The following is a 25388-nucleotide window of genomic DNA, read 5'->3' on the forward strand; positions in this document are numbered from 1 at the left end:
CGCCACTAAGTTCATGATGTTGCGCTATGAGCGCTCTAACGCTTAGCCATCTGGCTTAGTGGCAACCGATATTGAGCCGATTACCTTAGTGGTTCTGTTTTAGCAGGAAACTTGCCCAGGCGTAATCGGCCTGTACCTGCAGGGCGGCCTGCCAATCGGCAATGGCTCCCGCCTTGTCACCGAGATTCTGCTTGGCCAAGCCGCGCCAGGTGTAGGCCTCTGCCTCTCCCCAACAGATGTTATCGCAAGGTTCTCGATACAGATCAATGGCTTTTGAGCTAAAAGCGATGGCATTTTTCATGCTGCCGCCATGGTCTTTAGGGCTGGAATAGGCGGCGATCGCCTTAACCAGTGCCAGTCGGGGGCTCTGGGGGACCAAGGTTTCGGCGTCATTGAGGGCGCCGGCCATCTTAGTGCCATACTTGGCGGCCTGACTCATGTCTAAGCCTATCTGCATGCCGTAGACTGAGGCCAGAAGGGTGGCGGCCTCTCCTTGGTCGGCAATGGGCGACAGCGCCTTCTCGGCGCGGGTCAATGCCGCCTGGGCCTGATCCTTCTGGCTAAGAATGTTGGCACTGATGGCCATGCGATAGAGGGCGTAGGCCTGCTCGTAACCTTGGCTTTGTTCGCTCAATTGGCTCAGGCGATCGATATCCATCCGATTGGCGGCGCTGTCTATCTCGGTAATGTCATTGGCCTGGCTCAGTGGGCTGAGTAGGGCTAGGCTGGTGGCGATGATAAGTGTTTTCATTGGCTTCTCCTTAAGAACCTGTGTTGCGTAATGCCCCGTCGCGGGGTTAAGGAGAGTATCTGCCTGATGGCAATTTTTGTGCAGGCACAGATGTCACCGATAAGGGATGACATTTGTCATTCCTTATCGGCGGGAAAGCTAAATTGGTAGCGCTAAAAAGGCGGCGCTAACTCATAGGGATTGGGCGGAGAGGATCAAATAGCCCAGGTAGACGAGGTAACAGAGCAGCAGCAAGGCACCTTCACGCCGTCCCACGCGCAGGCCGCTCCAGGCCAGAGGCAGAAGCAGCAGTGCCAGCGAGACCATCACCAGCATGTCCAGCTTGGGCACACTGGCGGTGATGGGGTGAATCAGGGCGGTTATCCCCAAGATCCCCAATATATTAAACAGGTTAGAGCCCACCAGGTTGCCGATGGCGATATCGCTCTCGCCGCGTCTGGCGGCCACCAGGGAGGTGATAAGCTCTGGCATGCTGGTACCGATGGCGATGATGGTCAGGCCGATAAGCAGCTCGCTCATGCCCAGCTGTCTGGCGAGGGCCACGGCGCCGTCGACAAAGAGTATGCCGCCGCCGACCAACATGGCGATGCCAACGAGGAGTAGCACCACGGCCAACAGAGGTGCGAGCGGCTTGAGCTCCATCGACTCGGTATCGGCCTGCTGCTTATCGAACAGGTAGTTCATCCCCAGATAGGCGATCAGCATGGAGCAGAGCAGGGCGCCGTCTAGTTGGCTGAGGCTGCCGTCGCTGATCAGCCCCCAGAAGAGCAGGCTGGCAAACAGCATCAGCGGTATGTCGCGCTTGACCATCATAGATTGCACGCCTATGGGGCGCACCAGGGCGGTCAAGCCGAGGATCAGACCTATGTTGGCGATGTTGGAGCCGACGACATTGCCCAGGGCGATGCCTGAGTTGCCGGCCAGGGCCGACTTGAGGCTCACCGCCAGCTCGGGGGCGCTGGTGCCGAAGGCGACTATGGTGAGGCCGATGATCAGCGGGGTGACGCCGAGTTTTAGGGCCAGCGCGCTGGCGCCACGCACCAGGGATTCGGCGCCAAGAATAAGGATGAGCAGACCAGCGATAAGGGCTAGCGGGGTGAACATGATTGACTCTCTACAGTAGCGGGGCGCCAAGCATAGAGGCTGCACAATTTTAGGCAACAAAAATTTAGGGGGGAGCTATTAAACTTTGTTTATCTCGTCACAGATTGCCCCATAAAAAACACGCCAGATGGCGTGTTTTTAGATCATTGTCTTAGCGACTGGGTTTACAAGCTAGCTTAGAGCTCATCTTCCCAGCGCACCACGCCGCCGCGCTGGCCTTCGACCTTGGCACTGAATCTCTGCTCCAGCACATGGCGCTTGATCTTCAGGGTCGGTGTCAACACGTCGTTGTCCACATCCCAAGGCTCGCTCACCACTATGATGGCATCGACGGTTTCGTGCGATTCCAGGTTAGGGTTAATGCTGTCCAGGGTCGCCTTGAGCGAGGCGCGCACCTCTTCCTTGGGTTGCAAGGCCGCGCCCTCGGAGAGTTGTACCAGGGCAACCGGGTGAGGCAGGCCAGAGCCTATGATGCAGATCAGCTCTACGTGAGGATCTTGGGCCAGCTTACGCTCGATAGGCACTGGGGCGACATACTTGCCCTTGGCGGTCTTGAAGTTGTCTTTGACCCGGCCCGTGATGGTGACGCAGCCATCGGCGTCGATTGAGCAGAGATCGCCGGTGCGGAAATAACCATCTTCGTCGAAGCTGGCCTGGGTGACTTCCGGCTGCTTGTAGTAGCCGCTCATCAGGCCCGGGCTCTTGACCAGCAGCTCGCCGTTGTCGCCCTGCTTGACGCTACAGCCCTCGACTGCACGCCCGACCGTGCCTATCTTGCTGGCATCGAAGGGGTGGTTGATGATGGAGTAGGCGCTGTTTTCCGTCATGCCCCAGGCTTCACAGATGTTCAGGCCAATCTTGTGATACCAGGCGATCAGCGAAGGCGGGATAGGTGCCGAGCCCGAACCGAGAAGGTGACAATGCTCAAGCCCCAGTCCCTGATGGATCTTCTTCTTCACCAGTGAGCTGACGAAGGGGATCTTCAGCAGTATGTTGAGCTTGGTGTAGCCAATCTTGTCGATGATATTCTTCTGGAACAGGCTCCACAGGCGAGGCACAGAGAAGAAGACGGTCGGTCTTGCTCGCTGCACGTCGGCAACGAAGCTGTCGAGACTCTCTACGAAGGCGACGCTGCTGCCGGAATAGAAGGAGGAGCCCTCAATGGCGACACGCTCGGTAATATGGGCCAGCGGCAGGTAGGAGAGCAGCCTGTCTTCCACATCTGTCTTGAGGTCGCGCACCACGGCGCGGCAGGTCCACTCGTAGCTGGCGAAGGTCTGAATCGCTCCCTTAGGCTTACCGGTCGAGCCCGAGGTGTAGATGATGGTCATGATCTGCTCGGGTGTCGGCGATTCCACCTCGACCAAGGGGTGGCCTAGCTTGAGTAGTGTGTCCCACTGGTATTGTGCCGGCATGGTGTCGTAGGGCATGGCCAGTCGCAGTATGTCGCCACCTACCCCGGCCTCCTGATCGGCCCAGTAGTCCAGCTTACCGATAAAGATGGCCTTCGACTCGCTGTGCTCCAGCACGTAGCGAATGGTGTCGGCGTTGGCGGTAGGATAGATGGGCACGCTGATATAGCCGCCATGCATCAGCGCCAGATCGGTAATGAACCATTCGGCGCAGTTCTTCGATAACACAGCCACCTTGTCGCCCGGCTCCAGGCCGAGGTGACGCAGGGCGCCGGCGATCTGCTGCATCTTCTGCTGCACTTCGCGCCAGCTGTAATTAACGTATTGACCGTTTATGGGTTGTTTCAGGTAGGTGCTGTCGCCATATTGCTCGACCCAGTGGTGCAACATGTCGACCGGTGATTTGAATAGTGAGTCCATCTTGCCATTCCATCGTTATTCTTGTTAAAGGAGACGCAACTAGGTTCGCTCGGCCAATGCCGGAGCGAGACTCAACAACCCCCATTATTGAGTGGGCCCTTCTCTGCGATGAGAGCGCCTGGCCACTTTTTATGCGCGTCTTTGAGTATGGCGAAGAATGTGATCTATGACAATTGTTTTGCCGGAATAAAAGGCCAATTGTCATAGTCTTAGCTGGAAGGATCTGGTAGGCATGCTCTGGTAAGAAAGCTCTGAAAGGAATCCTTTGCCAGGCGAGCATCGGGGCGGTGTGGGGAAAGCGAGGCGTTTCGCTTTCCCGCAAAACGAACTTAGGCTTCTGGCTCGGCGTCCGGGTCCGGGGCGCGCATCCGTTGCCACCAGGTCTCGTCGGCGACAATTTGCCCCTGGTTGTCGATGGCGGGATAGGGGATCTTCTTGCGTCGACAGGCCTTGGCGTAGACGGGGTGGCCCTGCTCGAACAGCATGGTCTGGCAGTAGGCGTCGTCTAGGGTGCGCTGGCCATACATGCCGGCCTGGGCGCGTTGACGCTGTGCTTCATACATCACCAGGGCAGAGGCCACAGACACGTTGAGGGACTGCACCATGCCTATCATGGGAATGATGATCTGCTGATCGGCAATGGCAAGGCCTTCCTCGCTGACGCCGTCGCGCTCGTTGCCCATGATCACTACTGTCGGCTTGGTATAGTCGATGTCGCGAAAATCCACGGCGGTTTCCGAGAAGTTGGTGGCCAGAATCTGCATGCCCGCCGCCTTGAACTGGGCCGCGGCCTCATCCATATGGTAGTGCTTGATGGTCTTGACCCACTGCTGGCTGCCCGAGGCGGTATTGCCCGAGACGCGCATCTCGATATCGGGCCAGACGGCGTGAATTTGATGTATGCCCACGGCATCTGCGGTGCGGATCACCGCGGCGATATTGTTGGTCTTGTGTACCTTGTCCAAACACAGGGTGAGGTCGGTCTGGCGGTTGTCTAGCATCTGGTTGATGCGTTTGAAGCGTTCTGGACTCATGATGTTTCGTTTGTAATGTTTATCAAGAACAAAGGGCGCCGCAGCGCCCTTTGGTGTCAACTTAGAGCTTACAGCTCCATCACGCCATCCATCTCGACCAGCGAGTCTTTCGGCAGCTGCTTAACACCTATGGCGGCGCGGGCAGGATATGGCTGCTCGAAGTAGCGACCCATGATCTCGTTTACCGTGGCGAAGTTGGCCAGATCTGTCATGAAGATGTTCAGCTTAACGATATCCTTCAGGCTGCCACCGGCGGCTTCACACACGGCAGTCAGGTTGTCGAACACCTGTACGACCTGGGCTTCAAACTCGTCGCTGACCATCTGCATGGTTTCTGGGTTCAGCGGGATTTGGCCAGACAGATAGACTGTGCTGCCAACTTTAACAGCTTGAGAATAGGTGCCGATCGCCTGTGGGGCCTTGTCGGTTGCAATGATGATCTTCTCTGCCATAACGCTCTCTCTACTTAGGTTAATAGTGGTGGAACTAACGATTACGCGATGTGCGCAGCACTTCCGGCAGTACCCTGATACGGCGCATCACGTTGGCTAAGTGGACCCGGTCGGTGACCGAGATCCGTAAGTTAATCAAGAATACCCGGCCGTCACGCTCTTCGGTGCTCAGGTTATGGATATTCGAACCTTCGGCGGCCACGATAGAGGTGATCTTGGCCAGCGCGCCCTGGTGGTTGACGATCTCGATGCGCAGGTTGGCCTGGAACTCAACGCCCTCGGCGTTATCCCAGTGCACAGGAATATACTTGTCCGGCTCGCCCTGATAGCCGCGGATGTTGGCACAGCTCTCCATGTGCACCACCAGGCCCTTACCCGGGCTCACGTGGGCGATCACCGCATCACCCGGGATGGGGCGACAACAGTTGGCGAAGGAGACCAGCATGCCTTCGGCGCCGCGGATCGGCATCATGTTGGATTCTTTATGTTCGTGCTGCTCGACGCGATCGCCCTTGAGACGCTGGGCGATCACTATGCTCATGGCGTTGCCCAGGCCAATGTCGGCCAGCAGGGAATCTAGGGTGGCGTGTTTGGTCTCGCTCACCACCTTATCGATCTGCTCCTGAGGGATATCCTTGAGCTTGATGTCGCCCAAGGCATGGTTGAGCAGACGCTTGCCGAGGAGTACGGCGTCATCTTCTTTGAGGCTCTTGAGCAGCTGTCTGATCTTAGCGCGTGCCTTACCGGTCACCACGAAGTTGAGCCAGGCGGCATTGGGCCGCGCGCCCTTGGCGGTGATGATCTCGATAGTCTGGCCGGAAATCAGCGGCTGACTCAGGGGGTAGGCCTGACGATTTACCCGTGCGCCGACACAGGTGTTGCCCACGTCGGTATGTACCTCGTAGGCGAAGTCCACCGCGGTGGCGCCCACAGGCAGCTCGAGAATGCGTCCCTCTGGAGTGAAGACATAGATCTCTTCTGGAAACAACTCTGTCTTGAAGTTTTCGACGAATTCGAAGGAGGTGCTGGCGCTCTGCTGTAGCTCCAGCAGGCTCTGCATCCACTTGCGGGCACGCACCTGAGTCGTGGTGCCTTGCTGGGCCGAACCGGCACCCTTGTAGAGCCAGTGGGCTGCAACCCCCTTGTCGGCCATCTGATCCATATCCTCGGTACGAATCTGGATCTCCACTGGCACGCCGTGTGGACCAAATAGCGAGGTATGCAGCGACTGATAGCCGTTGGCCTTGGGGATGGCAATATAATCTTTGAAGCGACCGGGGCGCGGCTTATACAGGCCGTGCATGGCGCCCATGACGCGATAACAGGTGTCGATGGAGTCGACGATCACCCTAAACGCATAGATATCCATCACCTCTTGGAACTGGAGTTCCTTGTTACACATCTTGTTGTAGATGGAATAGAGGTTCTTCTCGCGACCCTTGACCGTGCCCTTGAGGCCTGTGTCTTCGAGGCGAGTCTTGATGGCGCCTTCGATATTCTGAATAAGCTCTTTTCGGTTGCCACGGGCAGACTTGACCACCTCTTTAAGTACCCGATAGCGCATGGGGTAGTAGGCCTGAAAGCCCAGGTCTTCCAGCTCTGTCTTGATATTGTGAATACCCAGACGGTTGGCGATGGGGGCGTAAATTTCCAGGGTTTCCCGGGCGATGCGGCGACGCTTGTCGGGACGCAGGGCGCCTAGGGTGCGCATGTTGTGGGTGCGGTCGGCCAGCTTGATGAGGATCACCCGGATATCCTGGGTCATGGCCATCATCATCTTGCGGAAGTTTTCCGCCTGGGCTTCTTTCTTGTCTCTGAACTTAAGCTTGTCCAGCTTAGAGACGCCTTCGACCAGCTCGCCCACAGATTCACCAAACAGCTCTGAGAGCTCTTCCTTGGTGACAGGGGTATCTTCGATGGTGTCGTGCAGCAGGGCGGCCATGAGCGTCTCATGATCGAGACGCATATCGGCCAGGATGCGGGCAACCGCAACCGGATGGGTAATGTAGGGTTCGCCACTCGTGCGCATCTGCCCTTCATGAGCATCGCGCGCTACCTGATAGGCCTGCTTGAGTAATTCTACCTGCGTCGCTTCTAAGTAACTTGACGCAGACTCCTTGAGACCTTCAAACAGATACAAGTGGCTTCACTCCTTAGATAGTGTTGCGGCCTTCGGCGATGGCGGCAACGGCAGCGATTTCGGCTGCTTCACGTTCGCGGACGGTCTGACGCTCATCGGCGTCTAGTGTGTCGGCGGTAACCAGGCCAAGTTCGATTTCGCGTAGGGCGATAACCGTTGGCTTGTCGTTCTCTTCTTCAACCATAGGGTCTTTGCCCTGCACAGCGATTTGGCGAGCACGACGCGCTGCAACCAGGATCATATCAAAACGGTTGCCGATTTGGTTTACGGCGTCTTCTACAGTTACGCGAGCCATGTATTGAAACTCCAGTGTTTATGGGTGAAAAAATGACGCAAAATTGTACACGATGACAGTTAGTCTGCCAACAGATCATTAAGCATATCATTTTGAGCATGAATTTGACTAGCACGAGTGAGGCGTTGGCTGCGAATAATTGCCTTTAAATCCACCTGTGCCTGCTCGAAGTCATCGTTCACTATGATGAAGTCATACTCACCATAGTGGGAGATCTCCGAGGTTGCCTGGGCCATACGCCCGGCAATGACCTCTGCACTGTCCTGACCACGGCCGGTGAGGCGACGCTCAAGCTCCGCCTTAGAGGGGGGCAGAATGAAGACGCCAATCGCTTCTGGCATCATCTGTTTGACCTGCTGGGCGCCTTGCCAGTCGATGTCGAGAAACACGTCTATGCCTTTATTCAACATGACCTCGATCGCCTCTCTCGAGGTGCCATAATAGTTACCGAACACCTCGGCCCATTCGAAGAAGGCCTGCTTGTCGATCAGCGCCTTGAACTCGTCGACGTTGACGAAATGATAGTGCTCGCCGTTGACTTCGCCGACTCTGGGTTGGCGTGTCGTGTGTGACACAGAGACCTTCATATCGGCGGGTTTATCCTGCAAAATAGCGCTAAGAAGTGAAGACTTGCCGGCGCCACTAGGCGCTGAAATGATAAAGAGGTTTCCGCGAGCGGTCATGTAATTGCTATCCAAAGGCTGTATCGTTTTAGGTAGCCAGACATTATACAGCCTAGTAGTAAATTTAGGCTAGGGTCTGTTTATCTTTCCTGCTGATTTCTGACTGGATGGAGATTGCTTTGGACGGGTCATTGTTTGGTAGGCATTAGGCGGGCCGGGAAAATTAACCAAAATTAAGCGTCATCCGGGGCGAGATCCAGTAGACTCTTTGCAGAGATAGCCGTGAAGTGGGATTTTTTATGTCGTTAAACACCTTTTTCTGTAGCCAGGGCGTGGATACCAACCTGCGTTTTCTTGTCATTAGTGGCGCCTCGCTCTGCCTTATCTATCTCTTCTCCTTACTGTTTGCCGGTCATGGCATCTTGTTACTGGTGGCTCTGCCATTAATCGCCGTCTCGCTGCTCAGCGCCAGCCGTCGTCTGATAGCCGCTCAGCGTCTGCTGGCATTGATGGCGATCCCTGGGCCACTGCTGCTGGCAGTGAGCCTGGTATTTGCCGAGCAGGCCTGGCCGAACTGGGTCGCCCTCATCTTAAGTATTTTGGCGGTGGGCTTCATCGTCTCTCGTCCTCAGCCTAAGCCATCTGCCCCCTTCGATAGCCTGGGCTACAGTGGCCCCTTGATGGTGAGTAACGAGCGCCGCACCCGGGTTGAGCCCACCCTGGCGGGCGATTCGCCTGCGTTTGCTCATGCTCCAGCTCAGGAGCACGCAATAGGGCAAGAGTATGCGCGAGAGGATGAGCCAGGGTTTGAGCAGGCATCTGCCATGACGTCTGATCTTGATTCGCAGCAGGGCTATCGAAGTGATGCTACAAAAGACAAATATTTCCAAGCTAGCCAGTCCCAAGCTAGCCAACCCCAAGACAGGTTGGCACAAGGAGTTAATACGCTCGGGGCGCAGCTGGCTAAGCTGTTTGGTATAACCTTAACCGCCATCAAGGGTCATCCTCGCGGCGCCCTGCTAGGCTTCGGTTGCCTGTCGCTGTTGCTTGGCAGCCTGTTCTGGCTTGGGGGCGATGACGCTACCGAACAAGTCGCAGCAGAGTCAGAGCCCGAGAAGCAGATTGCTCAGGCGCCCGGGACAAATATCAAGCAGGTGGCGATGCCAGACGGCTTTAAGGTGCAACTCGAGGGTAAGGTATTGATGCTCAGCTGGCTGGGTGAGCGGGGCGAACCTGGCACCATCTGGTCCCTTGCCAGCGCCGAGGGTGACAGCAGTTGTAAGAACCTGACCTTCAATAATGGCGTGAGCTATCGGCCGATGACGGTGAGTCTGCTGGCCGACACCTCGACCCAGGCGCGTTTCTCGCCGCTTGATACGCCCGCCATCATCAATGATATTGCCATGCGCGGCAGCCTGACCCTGTGCGGCTACGAGTTTAGCCTTAAGGGCAGTCAGGCGGCGCTGGCCAAGGAGCCGGCCTTCAGGCCTTATCTCTGATTCCCTAATTCCATGAGTATGTTATGGGTGGTTGCACAGCCGCCCTTATCTCCATTTTTAAGACGAGCATAGGTCTCGTGTGGTTTGATGTCGATGAAGTTAACAGATGCAGTGTCCAATGGGGATGGTGATAATCCATCCCTGACCCTAGTGATCATGGCGGCGGGCCTGGGGAGCCGTTTCGGCGGCGACAAGCAGCTCGCCGAGCTTGGGCCCAAGGGCGAGACCATGTTGCAGCTATCGATCGCCAGCGCCATCGAGGCGGGCTTCTCGGCGGCCGTGATAGTGACCCGCGCCGAGCTGATCCCGAGTATTAAGGCGCGCCTGGCTGGCTTGCCGCCTCATTTTGCGCTGCATTTCTGTGTGCAGCAGCTGACAGATTTGCCTGAGCTCAGTGGGGAGTCTACGCGCGGTGTTAATCTCGAAGTGCTGGCAAGCAATAGAACTAAGCCCTGGGGCACGGCTCATGCGCTCTGGAGTGCTCGTAATTTTGTATCCGGTCCCATGGCGGTGATCAATGCCGACGATTACTATGGCGATCAGGCCTTCGCCTTGCTGGCTCAAGGCTTTAAGCTGCGGCCGAATCGGTGGCAAATGGTGGCCTATCCCCTCAAGGAGACGCTGTCGGAGCATGGCGGCGTCAATCGCGGCATCTGTGTGACCCAGGATAATCTGCTGATTTCTGTCGAAGAGTGGCTGAATATTGCCTGGCAAGGTGATAATCTGGTGGGCTCGCATCAGGGACGACAGGGCAATTTGGCGCCCGAGGCGATGGCCTCTATGACCTGTTGGGGCTTTACCCCGGACATCTTCGATCTTCTGGGCGAGGCATTGGTGGAATTTGTGACCCAGCAGGGGCATAAGCCGGACAGCGAATGTTATCTTCCCGCCGTGGTGCAAGCCGCCTTAACCGATGAGGCGAAGGCTAAACAGGTATTCGTGAGTCAAACCCCGGACACCTGGTTAGGGGTGACCTATCCGCAAGATATTGATTGGGTAAAACAAAAATTAATGGAGTTACTGGGTGATTGATTTTATAAGGCAGCAGGTGCTGCCGCACTTTGGCGTAACCGCTTCGGCCAAAGTGAGTCCCCTTGGGAACGGTCATATCAATGATACTTTTCTCGTGCGCTGGCCAGAGGGCGAGTTTGTGCTGCAGCGCCTCAACACGGAAGTCTTTACTCAACCCCACGCCCTGGTGAGCAACGCCAAGAAGGTGGCAGAGCATCTGCTCGCCAAACATGAGGCTGGCGAGTATCGCCTGAGTGTGGTGCAGCCGGTGACAGATTCACAGGGCGAGCTGGCGCTGGACTTAGGCGATCAAGGTTTTTGGCGCGCCATCACCTATCTGCCCTTTAGCCATAGCATAGAGGTGGTCGCCGATGCGGCCCAGGCAGAGTCTGCGGCCAAGGCCTTCGGTCACTTCTCCCGTGCCCTGAGCGATCTCGATGCCAGTCAGCTTCAGGATGTGATTGCCAAGTTTCATCATCTGCCCGGACGTATCGCTCAGCTGCAAGCGGCGGTCGCTAAAGACAGCCTGGGGCGTCTCAAAGACTGTCAGGAATGGGTAGACTTTGCCTTGTCACAAGATGAGCTTTTGAGCGAGCTTAACGAAGTCGAGGCGCAGCTGCCGCCACGTGTCTGTCATAACGACACTAAGATCAATAACATGCTGTTTGATAAGCGCGATATGAGCAGCATGGCGATCATCGATCTCGATACCTGCATGCAGGGACACCTGATGTATGACTTCGGCGACATGGTGCGTACTTTTACCTCGCCAGAGGCCGAGGACTCCACCAATCTCGCCAGGGTCGAGGTGCGCGAGCCTATCTTTGCCGCCATCTGCCGCGGTTACCTGGGCGAGCTTGGCGAGGTGCTGAGCGATGTCGAGCGCAAGAGTCTTTGGCTGGGCGCCAGGGTGATCTGCCTGATGATCGGGGTACGTTTCTTAACGGATCACCTCAATGGCGATGTCTATTTTCATATCCACCATGAGAACCATAATCTCGAGCGTGCGGCCAACCAGTTTACCCTCTATAAGAGTCTGTTGACCCAAGGGGATAGCCTCAAGGCTTATCTAAAATAGTGCGTGATAAAGGGGGCCGAACGGCCCCTTTTTTGTGGCCACCGGCGTATTTATCTTATGCCGGATAGACACTCTCTTGCTCGAGATCAACTTAAGGTGAACTCATTGATAAGTTTGCTATCAAAGCGTTAAGTTAGTTCGTACACTGCACTCAGTTTTCCGACTACAGGTGAGATAGATGCCACCCATTATCTGTAATACTGCGCGAGAAGCCGTCGCCCTGATCCAGAGCGGCGAGACCCTCTGGACCCATTCCATGGGCGCCACCCCTAAGCTTTTACTCGATGCCTTGGCCGAGCATGCCTTGACCCGGCAAGACCTGACTCTGTTGCAGCTGCATACCGAGTGTGCCGAGTCCCTCAGCGATCCCCGCTTAAAAGGTCATCTGCGTCATCGCTGCTTCTTCGGTGGCCTGCCGACCCGCCTGCTGTTGCAGCAGGGGGACGCCGATTATGTGCCCATCTTTCTCTCCGAGGTGCCTAAGCTGTTCCGCTCCGGCGAGCAGCCCATAGACACGGCGATCGTTCAGGTATCGCCGCCGGATAAGCATGGTATCTGCTCGCTCGGGATCTCGGTGGAGGCAACGCTGGCGGTCTGTCAGGTGGCGGGCAAGATCATCGCCCATATCAACCCCTGTATGCCACGTACCCATGGTGATGGCTTCATCCATTACGACAAGTTTGCCGCCGTGTTCGAGCAGAGCATGCCGCTGCCGCAACATCCGCTGGCGGCCAGCGACGAGACCAGTTTGGCCATAGGCCGGCACGTCGCCAAGTTGGTGCGCGACGGCGACTGCCTGCAGATGGGGATTGGTGCCATCCCAGATGCCGTGCTCTCCTGTCTCACGGAGCATAAAGATCTTGGGGTGCATACCGAGCTGTTTTCCGATGGGGTGTTGAATCTGGTCGAGCAGGGGGTGATCAACAACAGTCGCAAGAAGGTGCATCCAGGCAAGCTGGTCACAGGTTTCGCCCTGGGCAGTCAGCGACTGTATGACTATGTGGACGATAACCCCTCTGTGATCTTCATGGATATCGAACAGGTCAACGACACCTCGATCATTCGTAAGAACCCTAATGTGATGGCGATTAACTCGGCGCTGCAGGTGGATATCTCGGGGCAGATCTGTGCCGACTCTCTCGGTACCCGCATCTATTCCGGCGTCGGTGGCCAGATGGATTTTATCCGCGGCGCCGGTCTCTCGGAAGGGGGGCGCTCGGTGATTGCCCTGCCGAGCACGGCGGCGGGCGGTAAGGTGTCGCGCATCGCCAGCGTGTTATCCCCTGGCGCAGGCGTGGTCACCACCCGTGCCCATGTACACTACATAGTCACTGAATATGGCGCGGCTAATCTGCGCGGAAAGTCGCTACGTGAGCGAGCCAGGGCGCTGATCGATATCGCTCATCCTGATTTTAGGGAGCAGCTTTGTAAGGAGACCTTCGACATGTGGGGGTTAAGGGTTTAACCTGTTTTTACATTCCATAAAAGCCCCTTGATGTTAAGGGGCTGATTATTAGCATTGGGAAGAATGAAGCGAGAGTCGTAGTGATTTTCATATCCTATGTCTACTCCTTTTGCACATTAGATATAAATTGACTCGTATTGGTTAGACGTGAACCAGCCATAGGAAAGTTCACGTTTCCCGGTTTGACAAGAGTGATTAGCGAATCATTCAGAACGCTCGTAGGTGAAGTTGCCATCCATCATGGTGCGTTCAACCTTGATATCTTGCAGCTTCATGGGGGCGGTTTCGAAGGGGTTCGCATCCAGTACGACAATATCCGCTAGTTTGCCGACCTCCAGGCTGCCAATCTTGTCTTCCATACGAAGTTGCCAGGCAGCATCTATGGTTATCGCCCGAAGTGCCTGTTCTATTGTCATAGGTTTCACCGTGGGTGGGAAGGCCTTGGCATTTGGGTTGGCGGGATCTTTCATAGTGACGGCACCTTGGAGACAAAATAGCGGGCCTTGCATAGTAGGTGGTGTGCTGGGGAGATCGGCACTAATACTCACTTTGACCCCGGCTCTGGCAAAATTAGGATAGAGACCGAAGTAGTTCATGGTGCGTTTTTCACCTAGCAAGCGCAGGGCATCTTTGTCGGTATCACTCCAGTCATTGGTGAAGTTAGGGGTCGAGTTAATTGGAATCTTGTTGTCGATCACGCGTTTTGCGTCTTCCGGGATTAACCAAGTGGCATGATGTAATGCGCTACGGTTATCAGGATCGACTTTTCGGGCGGCGAGGATCCCTTCGATACCGGCATGAGAGGTCCCAGTGCTGTCGGTATGTATCATGCTGTCGAACCCATGTTTGGCTGCTGTAACCATTATCTCTTTAATTTTATTTGGAGAAATACCATAGGCCCCTAATTTGCCTGATTCATAGGGCTTTAGCATGGGGGCTAATTCGACGTTCCAGTTTGCTTCAGGGTGGATCTTGATCTGACGGGCAAAGAGTTTAGGCCCATTGTATTCCTTACGCATCTCTTCCATAAAGCTCATTAATTGATCTAAATCCGCCTTAGGATTCTTGACGAAAGGTAACACAAAGGTGCGAAGTTTCAGGGTACCAGCTTGCTCTCGCTCTCTTAGGTTCTTCATGGCGGCAATCATGTCATCTTGCATACCACCGTTGGTATCTTTCATGTTCGGCGTAACTATGCCTGGATTGAGATAGGTCGTAGTGCCATTACTTGCAGCGAGATTGTGTAGTTTGTCTATGGTTTCGTTAATGACCTTTTCGGCATCCCAAGCGCCGATGGCGACATAGGCTTCCATCCATTGACCTTCTACTCCTGTTCCTGTGGGATTACCCGATTCATCGCGCTCCCAGTAGATGACATTCTCCTGATCATCGGGTGAGTCTTTGGTGACGCCAGCTATATCCATGGCTTTGGAATTAAGCCAGGCATCATGGGCTGTGAAGTCTAAGATCAGAGCCGGGCGATTGGGCACCGCTTGGTCGAGTTCTTTGGCTGTGGGTCGGCCGCCATACACTCCTGTGGACCAACCTATGCCAATGATATATTTGAGATCTGGATTTTCATCGGCATATTTTTTTACCATTTTGATGTAATCTTCTTTGCTTTTACCATCGAAGAGATGCACCCCTTTACTTGTCCAGCCTGAGCTTATGAGGTGGTCATGGGCATCGACAAAGCCTGGCATGACGGTTTTACCCTTTGTATCTATGATTTTTGTGTTTTCACCAGTCAGCTTGCGTGCACCCACGGCGTCACCAACATAGATAATTTTGTTGCCCTTGACGGCAACGGCTTCAGCCCAAGGTTGCTTTTCGTTAACGGTATAGACTTTACCGCCAGTGAATACATAGTCTGCCGATTCGTTAGACCATGATATAGGTGTCATTGCGACACTCATCAGCACTGCAACGACGAAGAGGGAAAGCGATTTTTTCATGTTGACTTCCTTAAGAAACACCCGAGGATTTCAGATTTCTTGCTATATAAAATGATGGCTCATTTTTGCCATAAACATATATCGTTTTTATCTTAAGACTACCTAAAAAGTTATAATTGTAATTGGAGTGAGATTTTATCAATGTTGCAGAGGTTGGCTATGTTACCCGCACAGTGTGCTCACACCCTTGTATATGACGGGAAGGTCTTGCTGTATAGGCTGAACTATGAAAGATGAGGACTTATTGAGTCTAGTTGTCACTCTCGAATTGGTGTGAGGTAACCTGGAATAGGAGGCCTACCAGCTGCGTTAGGCCAGTCATTGGTTGGTTTAACTGTGTCGGTTTGTTTGGACTCCAAGATGGAGGGTACTGGCAGCTTAGTAGTTTCAATCCAGCTTATTTTGGCTTTAAAAACATAGTCACAATAGCAACACCTAAACAGTGGGCGTTAGAGATGTACATGTCTAGGTTTGCTCATCATGATGCTGGATGCTATGGCAAACAGGCAGTAACCGGTGAAAAACCAGAAGCCGCTCTCTAATTGGGCGTGCATTATGATCAGCTCGCCCATCTGATCCTCGGCGTTGCCGGCGAGGTAGCTGACAATGATGGCCACGACAAATACATCGGCCATGCTCCATTTACCTATGGCATCGATAAGGCGTGTGAGCAGAGTAGCCGTGCTGCCCTGTGCGAAAACCAGTACCGCCTGCGCCAGTAGCTTGAGGGTAGGAATGATCACCGAAAAGGTGGCTATCAAGATGCCGACCAGCAGGTTACCGCTCTGCATCAGATCTTCTACCGTCCCCAGTATGCTGCGGTGCTTACGATAAATTTCCACCTGACCCTCAAGCTCGTTAAAGCCGAGGAAGGCGGATACTGACCCCAGCAGGCCGCGCACTTCGCTGTCTTCCGTCATCAGCTCTATGCTGGTCTGGGCAAACTTAGATTTGTCCGCCTGGCCATCTAGGCTCAGCATAGGGAGGCTGAGTCCAGGGATAAGCAGGGCCAGGGCGATCAGAATCACCAGTAATTGAGGCCATTTACTCCGTTGTGACATGGGTCTCCATCTTTCCTGTGTCGCCTAGGTTTCGGCGTTGGGACTTGGTTATATATTTATTGGAATGAACGCTGGCTGAATGTCACCGCTCACCCGAGAGACACCTTTTACCATGCCTTGTCTCGGCTTTGAAGTCCGGGCACTTTGCCGGAGCAATACTCTTTGCACGAGTGAAGCGGCATGTCCTGTAGTGTCTTATATTCTGATTTCAGCGAGTTGCTTGGCTCAAATCTTAGGGGATGAGCTGTTAACCAGCTTGATTCGGAAATGAAAAAAGCCTCAATAATGAGGCTTTTAGTAAGGCTGAAGCGCTTATTCCACGTTCTGAATTTGCTCTCGCATCTGTTCGATAAGTACTTTTAGTTCGACTGCAGCGGCGGTGACCTCTGAGCTGATGGACTTGGAGGCCAGGGTGTTGGACTCGCGGTTGAACTCCTGCATCATGAAGTCGAGGCGTCGGCCTTGGGCGCCGCCTTTCTTGAGGATGCGGCGGGTCTCGGCGACGTGGGCGTTGAGTCTGTCCATCTCTTCGGCGACGTCCATCTTCTGCGCCAGCAGAACCATCTCCTGCTCCAGGCGGGCGGGATCCAGTTCGCCCTGAATCTCGGCTAAACGGTTGGTGAGCTTGTCGCGCTGCCACTGCATCACGGTAGGCATGTGTTCGCGGACAATGGCGACCTGGCCCTCTATGGCCTCGAGACGCGTCTCTAGCATGGTCTTGATGGCGTCGCCTTCGCGGCCACGGGCCTCGATAAACTGATCGACCGCGCTGTCGAAGGCGGTGAGTAGCTCCTTGCCGATGGCATCCATGTCCTGCTCGCTACCTGACATCACGCCTGGCCAGCGCAGCACGTCGACAATGTTGATCTCGCCTTGACCGGCTTCCTGCTTGACCCAGTTGGCCGCCTGAATGATCTGACTGGCCAAGGCTTGGTTAAGCTGTAGGTCGCTATTTTTATCTTCACCGAGATCGTAGCGTAGGTTGACCTCAATCTTGCCGCGATTTAAACGTTTACGCAGACGGTCTCTGAGGACAGGCTCTAGGCTGCGCAGCTGTTCTGGCAGTCGCAGGTAGGTTTCCAGGTAACGTTGATTGACCGAACGGATCTCCCAGGAGGCGGTGCCCCATTGTGCTTTGTGCTCGATGCGAGCATAGGCTGTCATGCTTTGGATCATGGGTAATTCCAATAGTTTAAATCGATTTAGTGACCTTGGATTATAGTCCGATGAGTTGCAGGGTTAAAGCAAACTCTCCTCCCTTTAAGCTTTCGGTCATGATTAACATGGCATCGAAGCGCGCAAGCCCCTATAATATGCAGCCAAATCTGCTTATCTCTATTTCAAACAGGAAATGCCAATGCGCCCAAGTGACAGAACCCCAGCTCAATCTCGTCCGGTAACCATTACGCGACAGTTCACAGCCCATGCAGAAGGTTCTGTATTAATTGAATTTGGCGAGACTAAGGTGCTGTGCACCGCGAGCTTCACCGAAGGGGTGCCGCGTTTCCTGAAAGGTCAGGGCCAAGGTTGGGTAACCGCCGAATATGGCATGCTGCCACGCTCGACCCACAGCCGTATGGATCGCGAGGCTGCCCGTGGTAAGCAGTCTGGTCGTACCCAGGAGATCCAGCGTCTTATCGGTCGTGCTCTGCGCGCTGCGGTAGACATGAAGGCACTGGGTGAAAACACTATCGTGATCGACTGTGATGTGATCCAGGCCGATGGTGGCACCCGCACTGCAGCCATTACCGGTGCCTGTGTGGCGCTGGTTGACGCGCTTAACTGGGCCCGTGGTAAGGGACTGATCAAGACCAACCCACTTAAGTTTTTGATTGCCGCTGTGAGTGTAGGCATCTACAAGGGCGAGCCTATCTGCGATCTCGAGTATGTGGAAGATAGCGCCGCAGAGACCGATATGAACGTGGTGATGACAGAGACAGGTAAAATCATCGAGATTCAGGGTACAGCCGAGGGCGAACCTTTTAGCCATGAAGAGCTGCTGAGTCTGCTGGATCTGGCCAAGCACGGCATTCGCGAGATCGTCGATGTGCAGAAGGCGGCATTGAGTTAATCATTATTTTGTTGATCAGGACCCTACGGGGTCCTTTTTTTAAATCGAATTGAGCGTACCCCTACATTTTAAAAAGGAGAGATTGTGAAAGCCTATCAACGTGAGTTTATTGAGTTTGCCCTTGAGCGTCAGGTATTACGTTTTGGCGAATTTACGTTAAAGTCAGGCCGCACTAGCCCTTACTTCTTTAATGCTGGCCTGTTTAATACCGGGCGTGATCTGGCGCGTCTGGGTCGCTTCTATGCGGCGGCGCTGGTGGATTCGGGTATCGAATATGACCTGCTGTTTGGCCCTGCCTACAAGGGTATCCCTATTGCGACCACCACGGCGGTGGCTCTGTGCGATCACCATGATATCGACATGCCTTACTGCTTTAACCGTAAGGAGAAGAAAGATCACGGCGAGGGTGGCAGTCTGGTGGGCAGCGAGCTTAAGGGCCGTGTGATGCTGGTGGACGATGTGATCACCGCTGGTACCGCGATTCGCGAATCTATGGAGATTATCGAGGCCCACAATGCTGAGCTGGCGGGTGTGTTGATTGCGCTGGATCGTCAGGAGAAAGGCAAGGGCGAGCTGTCGGCAATCCAGGAAGTCGAGCGCGATTTCGGCTGCAACATCGTCTCTATCATCAAGCTGGAAGATCTGATCAACTATCTGTCGGAAAAACCTGGCATGGAAGATCAGTTGGCGTCGGTAAGTGCCTATCGCGACCAATACGGTATCTAATCGGTATCAATTGTTGTGATACAAAAAAACGCTGCCTAGGCAACGTTTTTTATTGAGTGGAGTTCGCTTAAAGCCATTGGCTTAATTGCTTAGGAACTCGGCGCGGGTGGCCGGATTTGACTTGAAGATGCCGCCCAGGGCCGTGGTGGTTGTGGTGCTGGTAGAGTCCATCACGCCGCGGGATTTAACGCAGTAATGCACCGCATCCATCTTAACCGCCACATCTTTTGTCTCAAGTAGCGTCTGCAGCGCCACCAGAACCTGTTGCGTCAGGCGTTCCTGCACCTGTGGGCGCTGGGCAAAGAAGCGCACGATACGGTTGATCTTAGACAGGCCTATGATGTTTTTGCGCGGTAGGTAGGCCACGGTCGCCACACCGTCTATGGTCACCAGGTGGTGCTCACAGGTGCTGGTGAGGCTGATGTCGTTGACCTTGACCATCTCATCGAAGCCCATCTTGTTTTCAATAACTGTGATCTTGGGGAAGTTCTCGTAGTCCAGGCCCGAGAAGATCTCATCGACATACATCTTGGCGATGCGCTTAGGGGTCTCGACCAGGCTGTCGTCGCGCAGATCCAGTGACATTAAGGTTAAGATCTCGCGCATATGGTGCTCAATCTTTTCCTTGCGCGCCTCGCTGCTCAGTCCGCACGGGACCATGGGCGTCTCGAGACCGCGCTCTAATAATGCAGTTTGCACCTGCTGTGCTGCTTCACTTAATGCCATCGTGTCCTCCACCATCAGATAGTGGTCTATTCAGTAAGGTTAATTTACTAATTTTTTTAACAAATTAACCTTTAAGATATTCATTATAGCCTGTCCGGCGCCAGTAAACATAGGGCGGCGGGTCAGGGAGGATACCCTGAATTGCGGGTAATTTATACCCAGAATTACTAGGGGATTAACAAAAAAGCCGATTGTGGCAATCGGCTTTTAGGGTTTTTAAGAGGTTTAGAGCTTAAGGTTGTCTTTGAGGAAGCTCATCATCTGACGATAGTATTTCGCCCTATGTTCATCGTTATAGAAGCCGTGGCCCTCATCGTCCATGACCAGTTTCTGATAAGGGTAGTTGTGTTTCTTGAGCCCCTCTTCAAGCGCTTCGAGCTGTTCGATTGGCGCTCGCTCATCTTCACCGCCGTGCACCAGCAGCAAGTTGACCTTAAGCTTATCGACGTTCTTGCTGGGTGACATCTGCTCAAGCATGGCTTCGTTTTCACCCAGTACCTGCTTCAGGTAACGTTCACCCGCGCGGCGGCCCTGTACGTCCCCTTCGCTGAACATCAGCTCGAGATCATAGACACCGGCGAAGCCTATGGCGCACTTAAAGAGATCCGGTGCCAGGATTGGACTCTGTAGCGCCGAGTAGCCACCGAAACTGCCGCCGACAATACAGATCCTCTCTTTGTCGACTATGCCTTGTTCTATGACATATTTGGTGGCATCGATAATATCGTACTGGATCTCTGTGCCCCATTTCTGGTGGCCAGCATGTTCAAATGCAGAGCCGTAACCACCCGAACCGCGGAAGTTTACCTGCAGCACGGCGGCGCCTTGACTGGCGATCAACTGGTTCTGATCATCAAAGCCCCACCAGTCTCTTGGACCGTGAGGACCGCCGTGAGGATTGACCACGAGCGGCAGATTCTTGGCCTCTTTCCCATAGGGCAGTGTGAGGTATCCGCTGATCACCTTACCGTCTCTGGCGGTGAAGCTTATTGGCTTCATCTCGGCCATCTTATCGGGATCTAACCATTTCTTTTGTGAGACTAGATATTCAAGTTTCTTGCTGGTGGCATCGAATATGTAGTAGTCGCCAGGATTTCTATCGTTGAAAGCCTTGATGATCAGTTTGCTCATGTCGTTGGTCTGGCTGACGAGATGAACTTGATGGCCAGGCAGTGCGGTGAGTAGCTGTTTCAGTGTGGTGGCCAGTTTTTCATCATTATCGACAAACTCATAGGTAGGATAGCCATTTTCATATTCTACGGCGTAGAGTTGCTTGTTGACGCGGTTGATCCAAACATTGCTAGGATCGACCACCTTGTCCTGGCTAATAAGCTGCTTCTTACCGTTCTTGATATCGACTAAATAGACCCCTTTAGGTTTACCGTTTTCGCTGCCGAGTACATAGACACTGTTCTCATCATCACCGAAGGCGATAGGAGTAATATCATCGAGATTTAAATTCAGCTTATCTGTGTCTACCCATTCATCGTCTTTGCGGTAATAGAGCTGGGAACTGACGTAGTCGCGGGTACCACTGACAAAGCGAACTTCGCCATCATGATCCGGCAGAAATCGAGCGTAGGAGATAGGTGAGGTCGCAATTTTTCTACGTGTTCCCTTGTAGACATCGACTCTATAAACCTGCTGAAGATTCTCCATTGTGTTTGCGCTGCCGGAACCCCAAGGGAGCGCTTGGATGAGCATGTAGCGATCATCTTCAGGCATAGGATCGAGAATATAGGCTGTGGCTTGTATCGCTGTATTTTTCTTGATGCGAGAACCCGTTTGTTGCTCACCGCCTTTATAACCGAAAAGATAGGTTGGCTTGGAACCATCGGCATTGACAGCCATCAGCTCACCATAATAGATGGGATGGTCGCTCCAGCCTTTTAGGTATTCCTTAGCCAGCACGACACGCTCATTGTTAACCCAAACGTATTGCCCTACCTGGGCGTTGTCCGGAAAGCGAACCACATTGGTCGGTTTCTTGGTTTTGGCGTCCAGAATCATCAGCATATGCTTACCTTCGTGGGAGGTGATGGCGCTGAGGTAGTCTCCGTCGGGGGAGATCTGCACGTTAGAAAATTCGGCTGAGCGGCTAAAAAGCTCGGTAATATCTTTGTTTGAAGCCGTGGCTTGGCTACTGATAAGGCAGAGGCAGGCTAAACTAAACGACTGAATTAGTTTCATATAACATCCTTGTACGCACAATTGTTATAGAGTTTTTGTGGGTTTGTTGCGCTAAGGAGGGTAAAACAACGGATTTACGAGTGCAATACTTTTGTCTAGAAAAACACGGCGACCCGTGTATTACAGGTCGCTGTTTTTATTGATATTAGTCAACTCTGAAGTAGCTGCTGCTGAATAAACTGCCACTGCTCGGCGAAGTGTTCGGTGGGCTTGTTTTTGAAGTCGCTGCGCACGAATTGGGCGATGCGGCCTTCGGCCACGGCCAGCAGCAGGTTAGCCAGGATTGCCTCGTCCAGGTTAAAGCCTTTGCCTTCTCTCAGGGTCTTCTCTCTGAGGATCTGTTTCAGGTGAGTCTCAACCTTGGAGAAGATCTGGCTGGTACGGTTACGCAGTCGCTCATTCTCTCCCAATAGGGCGTCACCGTTGAGGACGCGGGAGATCCCTGGGTTGCGCTCGGCAAATACCAGCAAGAGTTGCAGCAGCAACTGACAGCGTCTCATGGTGTCCTTCTCTTCATCCATGATGAGATTGATGCGCGACAACAGCGATTCTTCGATAAAGTCGATCAGCCCCTCGAACATTCTCGCCTTGCTGGGAAAGTGGCGATAGAGCGCCGCCTCAGATACGCCCACCTCGGCGGCAAGTTTTGCCGTGGTGATTCGTTGACCGGGACTGGTTTCTAGCATGGTGGCCAGACATTGAAGAATATGTTCGCGTCGGTTGATTTTAGGGCTTGCAGCCATCTAAGTATCCTTTACTTAATTACTACAGGAGCCGATGGGCAGGCGCTGCCCATGACTCTCTAATTATTCTTTGCGGCGTGTCGATGTGTGAGTGCCGTGTTATCGAGAATTTGGCTAATAGGTACCTAATTATCGAGTACCCGAGTGGCCGAAACCGCCTTCGCCTCGATCTGAGGTGTCGAATTCGTCGACCAATTTAAATTCGGCTTGTACCACAGGCACAAACACGAGTTGCGCCAGGCGATCGCCAATCTCCAAGGTGAAGGGTTCGCTGCTGCGGTTCCAGCAAGAGACCATCAGGGGGCCCTGATAGTCAGAGTCGATAAGACCGACCAGATTGCCGAGCACTATGCCATGTTTGTGGCCCATGCCGGAGCGCGGCAGGATGACGGCCGCCAGGCTGGGATCGGCAACATGCACGGCGATCCCGGTTGGGATCAGTTGGGTTTCGCCCGGCTGAATCACCATGGTGGTCTCTATCATGGCACGCAGATCCATGCCTGCACTGCCCGGTGTCGCGTAGGCGGGAAGCGGAAACTGCGAGCCGATGCGAGAATCGAGGATCTTGAGTTCTATGGGCGTCTTCATGCTGTCTTCATCTGCTGTGCGATTAAGGTGAGTAGTTGTTTCGCCAGGGTGTATTTATCTGTGGCGGGCAGGGCGTGCTCGCCTCCTTGCCAGAAGACCTTCAAGGCATTGCTATCGCTGTTAAAGCCGATGGCCGGGTCGGATACGTCATTGGCGGCGATCATATTCAGTTTCTTGCGGGTCAACTTGTCTTTGGCGTAATGGTCTACATCCTGGGTCTCGGCGGCAAATCCTACCGTGAATGGACGTACCTCATGGGTCGCGACCGTGGCTAAGATATCAGGATTGCGTACAAGCGCAAGTGACATCTCTGTGGCAGATTTCTTAATTTTCTCGTCGGCAATATCCGCGGTGCGATAGTCGCAGACCGCGGCGCAGCCGATAAAGATATCGCTGTGGTGTACCTGCTGCATCACGGCGTCGAGCATCTCCTGGGTCGAGGCGACGTTGAGGCGATTGACATTCATCGGCGTCTCGAGATTAACCGGCCCGGAGACCAGGGTCACCTTGGCGCCCATCTCGGCCGCCGCGCGTGCCAGGGCAAAGCCCATCTTGCCCGAGCTGTGATTAGAGATGTAACGCACGGGGTCGATTGCTTCGCGGGTTGGGCCCGCCGTCAGCAGTATCGATATTCCCTGAAGCAGCTTTGGCGCAAAGAAGTGTTCGACGCGCTCGGCGATCACCAGAGGCTCCTCCATTCGGCCTGGGCCAACTTCGCCACAGGCCTGACTACCCGAAGCCGGTCCCCAGATGGTGAGGCCGCGTTTTCTCAGGTTATCCAGATTGTCCTGGGTGGCGACGTTGCGATACATCTGCTGATTCATCGCCGGGCAGAGCACTACAGGCGCTTCTGTGGCCAGGCAGGTGGTGGTGATCAACTCATCGGCCATGCCGGCATTGATGCGGGCGATCAGGTTGGCGGTTGCCGGGGCGATCAACACTAAGTCGGCCCAGCGGGCGAGTTCGATATGGCCCATGGCGGCTTCGGCCGCCGGGTCTAACAGGTCGGTGGCAATGGGATGGCCCGATAGCGCCTGCAGGGTCAGCGGCGTGATAAATTCCTGCGCGCTTTGGCTCATGACGACACGCACATCTGCGCCGCGTTCTTTCAGGCGGCGGACCAGATCGGCAGACTTATAGGCAGCAATGCCGCCGCCAATTCCCAGCAATATCTTTTTATTGGTTAGACTCATGTTGATCACTAATCGCGTTTAATTTTGCCCGCTAACCATACCACAATCCTGCTGAGGTTGAGGATACAAGTTTTTAAAAACTAGACCATACTCTAAAGCCTAGGTGTGCAGATGGCGCCGAGACAAGGAGTGTTTATGGCAATCAAAGATTGGCCTCAGGGAGAGGGGCCCAGAGAAAAACTGCTGCGCAGTGGTGTCGCGCAGCTCTCCGATGCCGAGTTGCTGGCGGTGCTGCTCAGAAACGGCCTTAAGGGTCAAAGCGCCGTGTCTCTGGCCAGAGTCATGTTAACCCACTTCGGTGGCCTCAGAGCGCTCTTTAGCGCCTCCTTGAGTGAGCTGTGTTATATTCAGGGGATCGGTCCGGTAAAGTATGCCCAACTGCAGGCTGCCATCGAGTTAAGCAAGCGGATCGCGCAAGAAAATCTACAAAGAGGAAAGATTTTGTCAGATCCTGATTTAACTCGGGACTATTTAATGAGACAATTGGCGGATCGTGCCTACGAAGTGTTTGCCATCTTATTGCTCGATAGTCAGCATAGGGTGATTCAGTTCGTCGAATTGTTCCGTGGCACCATAGATTCAGCCTCGGTTTATCCGCGAGAAGTGGTAAGCCTAGTGCTTGAGAAAAAAGCCGCAGCGGTAATTGTGTGCCACAACCATCCCTCGGGGGTGGCTGAGCCCAGTCATGCTGATCGGCGAATTACTGAGCGATTGAAATACGCGTTGGCGACTATAGATGTTTCGCTGCTAGACCATATGGTTGTGGGCGATCGTGAGATAGTTTCGTTTGCAGAGAGGGGATGGATAGATTGAATATCCCTTGATCTTTGATTTTAGATCCTGTATAAAAT

At 54.0% G+C, this 25388-nt stretch carries 23 protein-coding genes; 7 read left to right on the forward strand and 16 right to left on the reverse strand.

Annotation, left to right across the window (positions count from 1 at the left end; all coding sequences use genetic code 11):
* Window positions 1–85: 85 nt before the first annotated feature.
* From AYI87_RS09835 to gmk, 8 genes are all read right to left on the reverse strand, one after another.
* A complete protein-coding gene (locus tag AYI87_RS09835) occupies window positions 86–751 on the reverse strand; it encodes a hypothetical protein (RefSeq protein WP_144201668.1) in 666 nt (221 codons plus the stop codon).
* A 171-nt stretch (window positions 752–922) separates the two neighbouring features.
* The gene (locus AYI87_RS09840) at window positions 923–1855 is read right to left on the reverse strand and encodes a calcium/sodium antiporter (protein ID WP_144201670.1); all 933 of its coding nucleotides are present in this window, start codon (window positions 1853–1855) and stop codon (window positions 923–925) included.
* 176 nt (window positions 1856–2031) lie between these two features.
* Window positions 2032–3687: an AMP-binding protein gene (locus AYI87_RS09845; protein ID WP_144201672.1), complete on the reverse strand. Its 1656-nt coding sequence runs from the start codon at window positions 3685–3687 to the stop codon at window positions 2032–2034.
* Between the two features lie 329 nt (window positions 3688–4016).
* Complete coding sequence (trmH, locus tag AYI87_RS09850) at window positions 4017–4721, reverse strand: tRNA (guanosine(18)-2'-O)-methyltransferase TrmH (RefSeq protein ID WP_144201674.1); 705 nt, start codon at window positions 4719–4721, stop codon at window positions 4017–4019.
* 68 nt (window positions 4722–4789) lie between these two features.
* Entirely contained in the window at window positions 4790–5173 is a 384-nt protein-coding gene (locus AYI87_RS09855) for a RidA family protein (RefSeq protein ID WP_011867295.1), read from the reverse strand.
* 34 nt (window positions 5174–5207) lie between these two features.
* The gene (gene spoT / locus AYI87_RS09860) at window positions 5208–7313 is read right to left on the reverse strand and encodes a bifunctional GTP diphosphokinase/guanosine-3',5'-bis pyrophosphate 3'-pyrophosphohydrolase (protein ID WP_011867294.1); all 2106 of its coding nucleotides are present in this window, start codon (window positions 7311–7313) and stop codon (window positions 5208–5210) included.
* Window positions 7314–7326: 13 nt separating this feature from the next.
* Complete coding sequence (gene rpoZ, locus AYI87_RS09865) at window positions 7327–7608, reverse strand: DNA-directed RNA polymerase subunit omega (protein WP_011867293.1); 282 nt, start codon at window positions 7606–7608, stop codon at window positions 7327–7329.
* 59 nt (window positions 7609–7667) lie between these two features.
* A complete protein-coding gene (gene gmk / locus AYI87_RS09870; protein WP_144201676.1) occupies window positions 7668–8291 on the reverse strand; it encodes a guanylate kinase in 624 nt (207 codons plus the stop codon).
* Window positions 8292–8530: 239 nt separating this feature from the next.
* Between gmk and AYI87_RS09875 the strand changes: the two genes are divergently transcribed.
* From AYI87_RS09875 to AYI87_RS09890, 4 genes are all read left to right on the forward strand, one after another.
* Window positions 8531–9730 (forward strand): MerC domain-containing protein, encoded by a 1200-nt coding sequence (locus AYI87_RS09875; protein WP_144201678.1) that lies wholly within the window; start codon window positions 8531–8533, stop codon window positions 9728–9730.
* An 87-nt stretch (window positions 9731–9817) separates the two neighbouring features.
* Window positions 9818–10762 (forward strand): NTP transferase domain-containing protein, encoded by a 945-nt coding sequence (locus AYI87_RS09880; protein WP_144201680.1) that lies wholly within the window; start codon window positions 9818–9820, stop codon window positions 10760–10762.
* The gene (locus tag AYI87_RS09885; RefSeq protein WP_144201682.1) at window positions 10755–11819 is read left to right on the forward strand and encodes a phosphotransferase enzyme family protein; all 1065 of its coding nucleotides are present in this window, start codon (window positions 10755–10757) and stop codon (window positions 11817–11819) included. Before AYI87_RS09880 ends, AYI87_RS09885 begins: the two co-directional genes overlap by 8 nt.
* 178 nt (window positions 11820–11997) lie before the next feature.
* The gene (locus AYI87_RS09890) at window positions 11998–13284 is read left to right on the forward strand and encodes an acetyl-CoA hydrolase/transferase family protein (protein ID WP_144201684.1); all 1287 of its coding nucleotides are present in this window, start codon (window positions 11998–12000) and stop codon (window positions 13282–13284) included.
* A gap of 203 nt (window positions 13285–13487) precedes the next feature.
* On the opposite strand, the gene AYI87_RS09895 is transcribed toward AYI87_RS09890, so the two are convergent.
* The 3 genes from AYI87_RS09895 to AYI87_RS09905 form a co-directional block, all read right to left on the reverse strand.
* Window positions 13488–15239 (reverse strand): amidohydrolase, encoded by a 1752-nt coding sequence (locus tag AYI87_RS09895; protein ID WP_144201686.1) that lies wholly within the window; start codon window positions 15237–15239, stop codon window positions 13488–13490.
* A gap of 449 nt (window positions 15240–15688) precedes the next feature.
* Entirely contained in the window at window positions 15689–16300 is a 612-nt protein-coding gene (locus AYI87_RS09900; protein ID WP_144201688.1) for a paraquat-inducible protein A, read from the reverse strand.
* Between the two features lie 312 nt (window positions 16301–16612).
* The gene (locus AYI87_RS09905) at window positions 16613–17476 is read right to left on the reverse strand and encodes a YicC/YloC family endoribonuclease (RefSeq protein WP_144201690.1); all 864 of its coding nucleotides are present in this window, start codon (window positions 17474–17476) and stop codon (window positions 16613–16615) included.
* A 181-nt stretch (window positions 17477–17657) separates the two neighbouring features.
* Between AYI87_RS09905 and rph the strand changes: the two genes are divergently transcribed.
* The gene (rph, locus tag AYI87_RS09910) at window positions 17658–18371 is read left to right on the forward strand and encodes a ribonuclease PH (protein WP_011867283.1); all 714 of its coding nucleotides are present in this window, start codon (window positions 17658–17660) and stop codon (window positions 18369–18371) included.
* An 84-nt stretch (window positions 18372–18455) separates the two neighbouring features.
* Window positions 18456–19097, forward strand: a complete 642-nt coding sequence (gene pyrE, locus AYI87_RS09915) for an orotate phosphoribosyltransferase (protein WP_011867282.1) — start codon at window positions 18456–18458, stop codon at window positions 19095–19097.
* 81 nt (window positions 19098–19178) lie between these two features.
* Here the strand turns inward: pyrE and folE are convergent, their stop codons facing one another.
* The 5 genes from folE to coaBC form a co-directional block, all read right to left on the reverse strand.
* On the reverse strand, window positions 19179–19823 hold the full coding sequence (gene folE, locus AYI87_RS09920) for a GTP cyclohydrolase I FolE (RefSeq protein WP_041508989.1): 645 nt from the start codon (window positions 19821–19823) through the stop codon (window positions 19179–19181).
* Between the two features lie 225 nt (window positions 19824–20048).
* Entirely contained in the window at window positions 20049–22013 is a 1965-nt protein-coding gene (locus AYI87_RS09925; RefSeq protein ID WP_144201692.1) for an alpha/beta hydrolase family protein, read from the reverse strand.
* Between the two features lie 149 nt (window positions 22014–22162).
* On the reverse strand, window positions 22163–22756 hold the full coding sequence (gene slmA, locus AYI87_RS09930; protein WP_144201694.1) for a nucleoid occlusion factor SlmA: 594 nt from the start codon (window positions 22754–22756) through the stop codon (window positions 22163–22165).
* Between the two features lie 129 nt (window positions 22757–22885).
* Window positions 22886–23344, reverse strand: a complete 459-nt coding sequence (gene dut, locus AYI87_RS09935) for a dUTP diphosphatase (RefSeq protein ID WP_144201696.1) — start codon at window positions 23342–23344, stop codon at window positions 22886–22888.
* Window positions 23341–24537 carry a bifunctional phosphopantothenoylcysteine decarboxylase/phosphopantothenate--cysteine ligase CoaBC gene (gene coaBC / locus AYI87_RS09940; protein ID WP_144201698.1) on the reverse strand — a complete coding sequence of 399 codons (1197 nt, stop codon included), beginning with the start codon at window positions 24535–24537 and terminating at the stop codon, window positions 23341–23343. The genes dut and coaBC overlap by 4 nt, the downstream gene beginning before the upstream one ends.
* Before the next feature lie 135 nt (window positions 24538–24672).
* On the opposite strand from coaBC, the gene radC reads away from it, so the two are divergent.
* On the forward strand, window positions 24673–25350 hold the full coding sequence (radC, locus tag AYI87_RS09945; protein ID WP_144201700.1) for a RadC family protein: 678 nt from the start codon (window positions 24673–24675) through the stop codon (window positions 25348–25350).
* Window positions 25351–25388: the final 38 nt, after the last annotated feature.

The sequence above is a fragment of the Shewanella sp. KCT genome (assembly GCF_007636505.1).
Classification (GTDB): Bacteria; Pseudomonadota; Gammaproteobacteria; order Enterobacterales; family Shewanellaceae; genus Shewanella; species Shewanella halotolerans.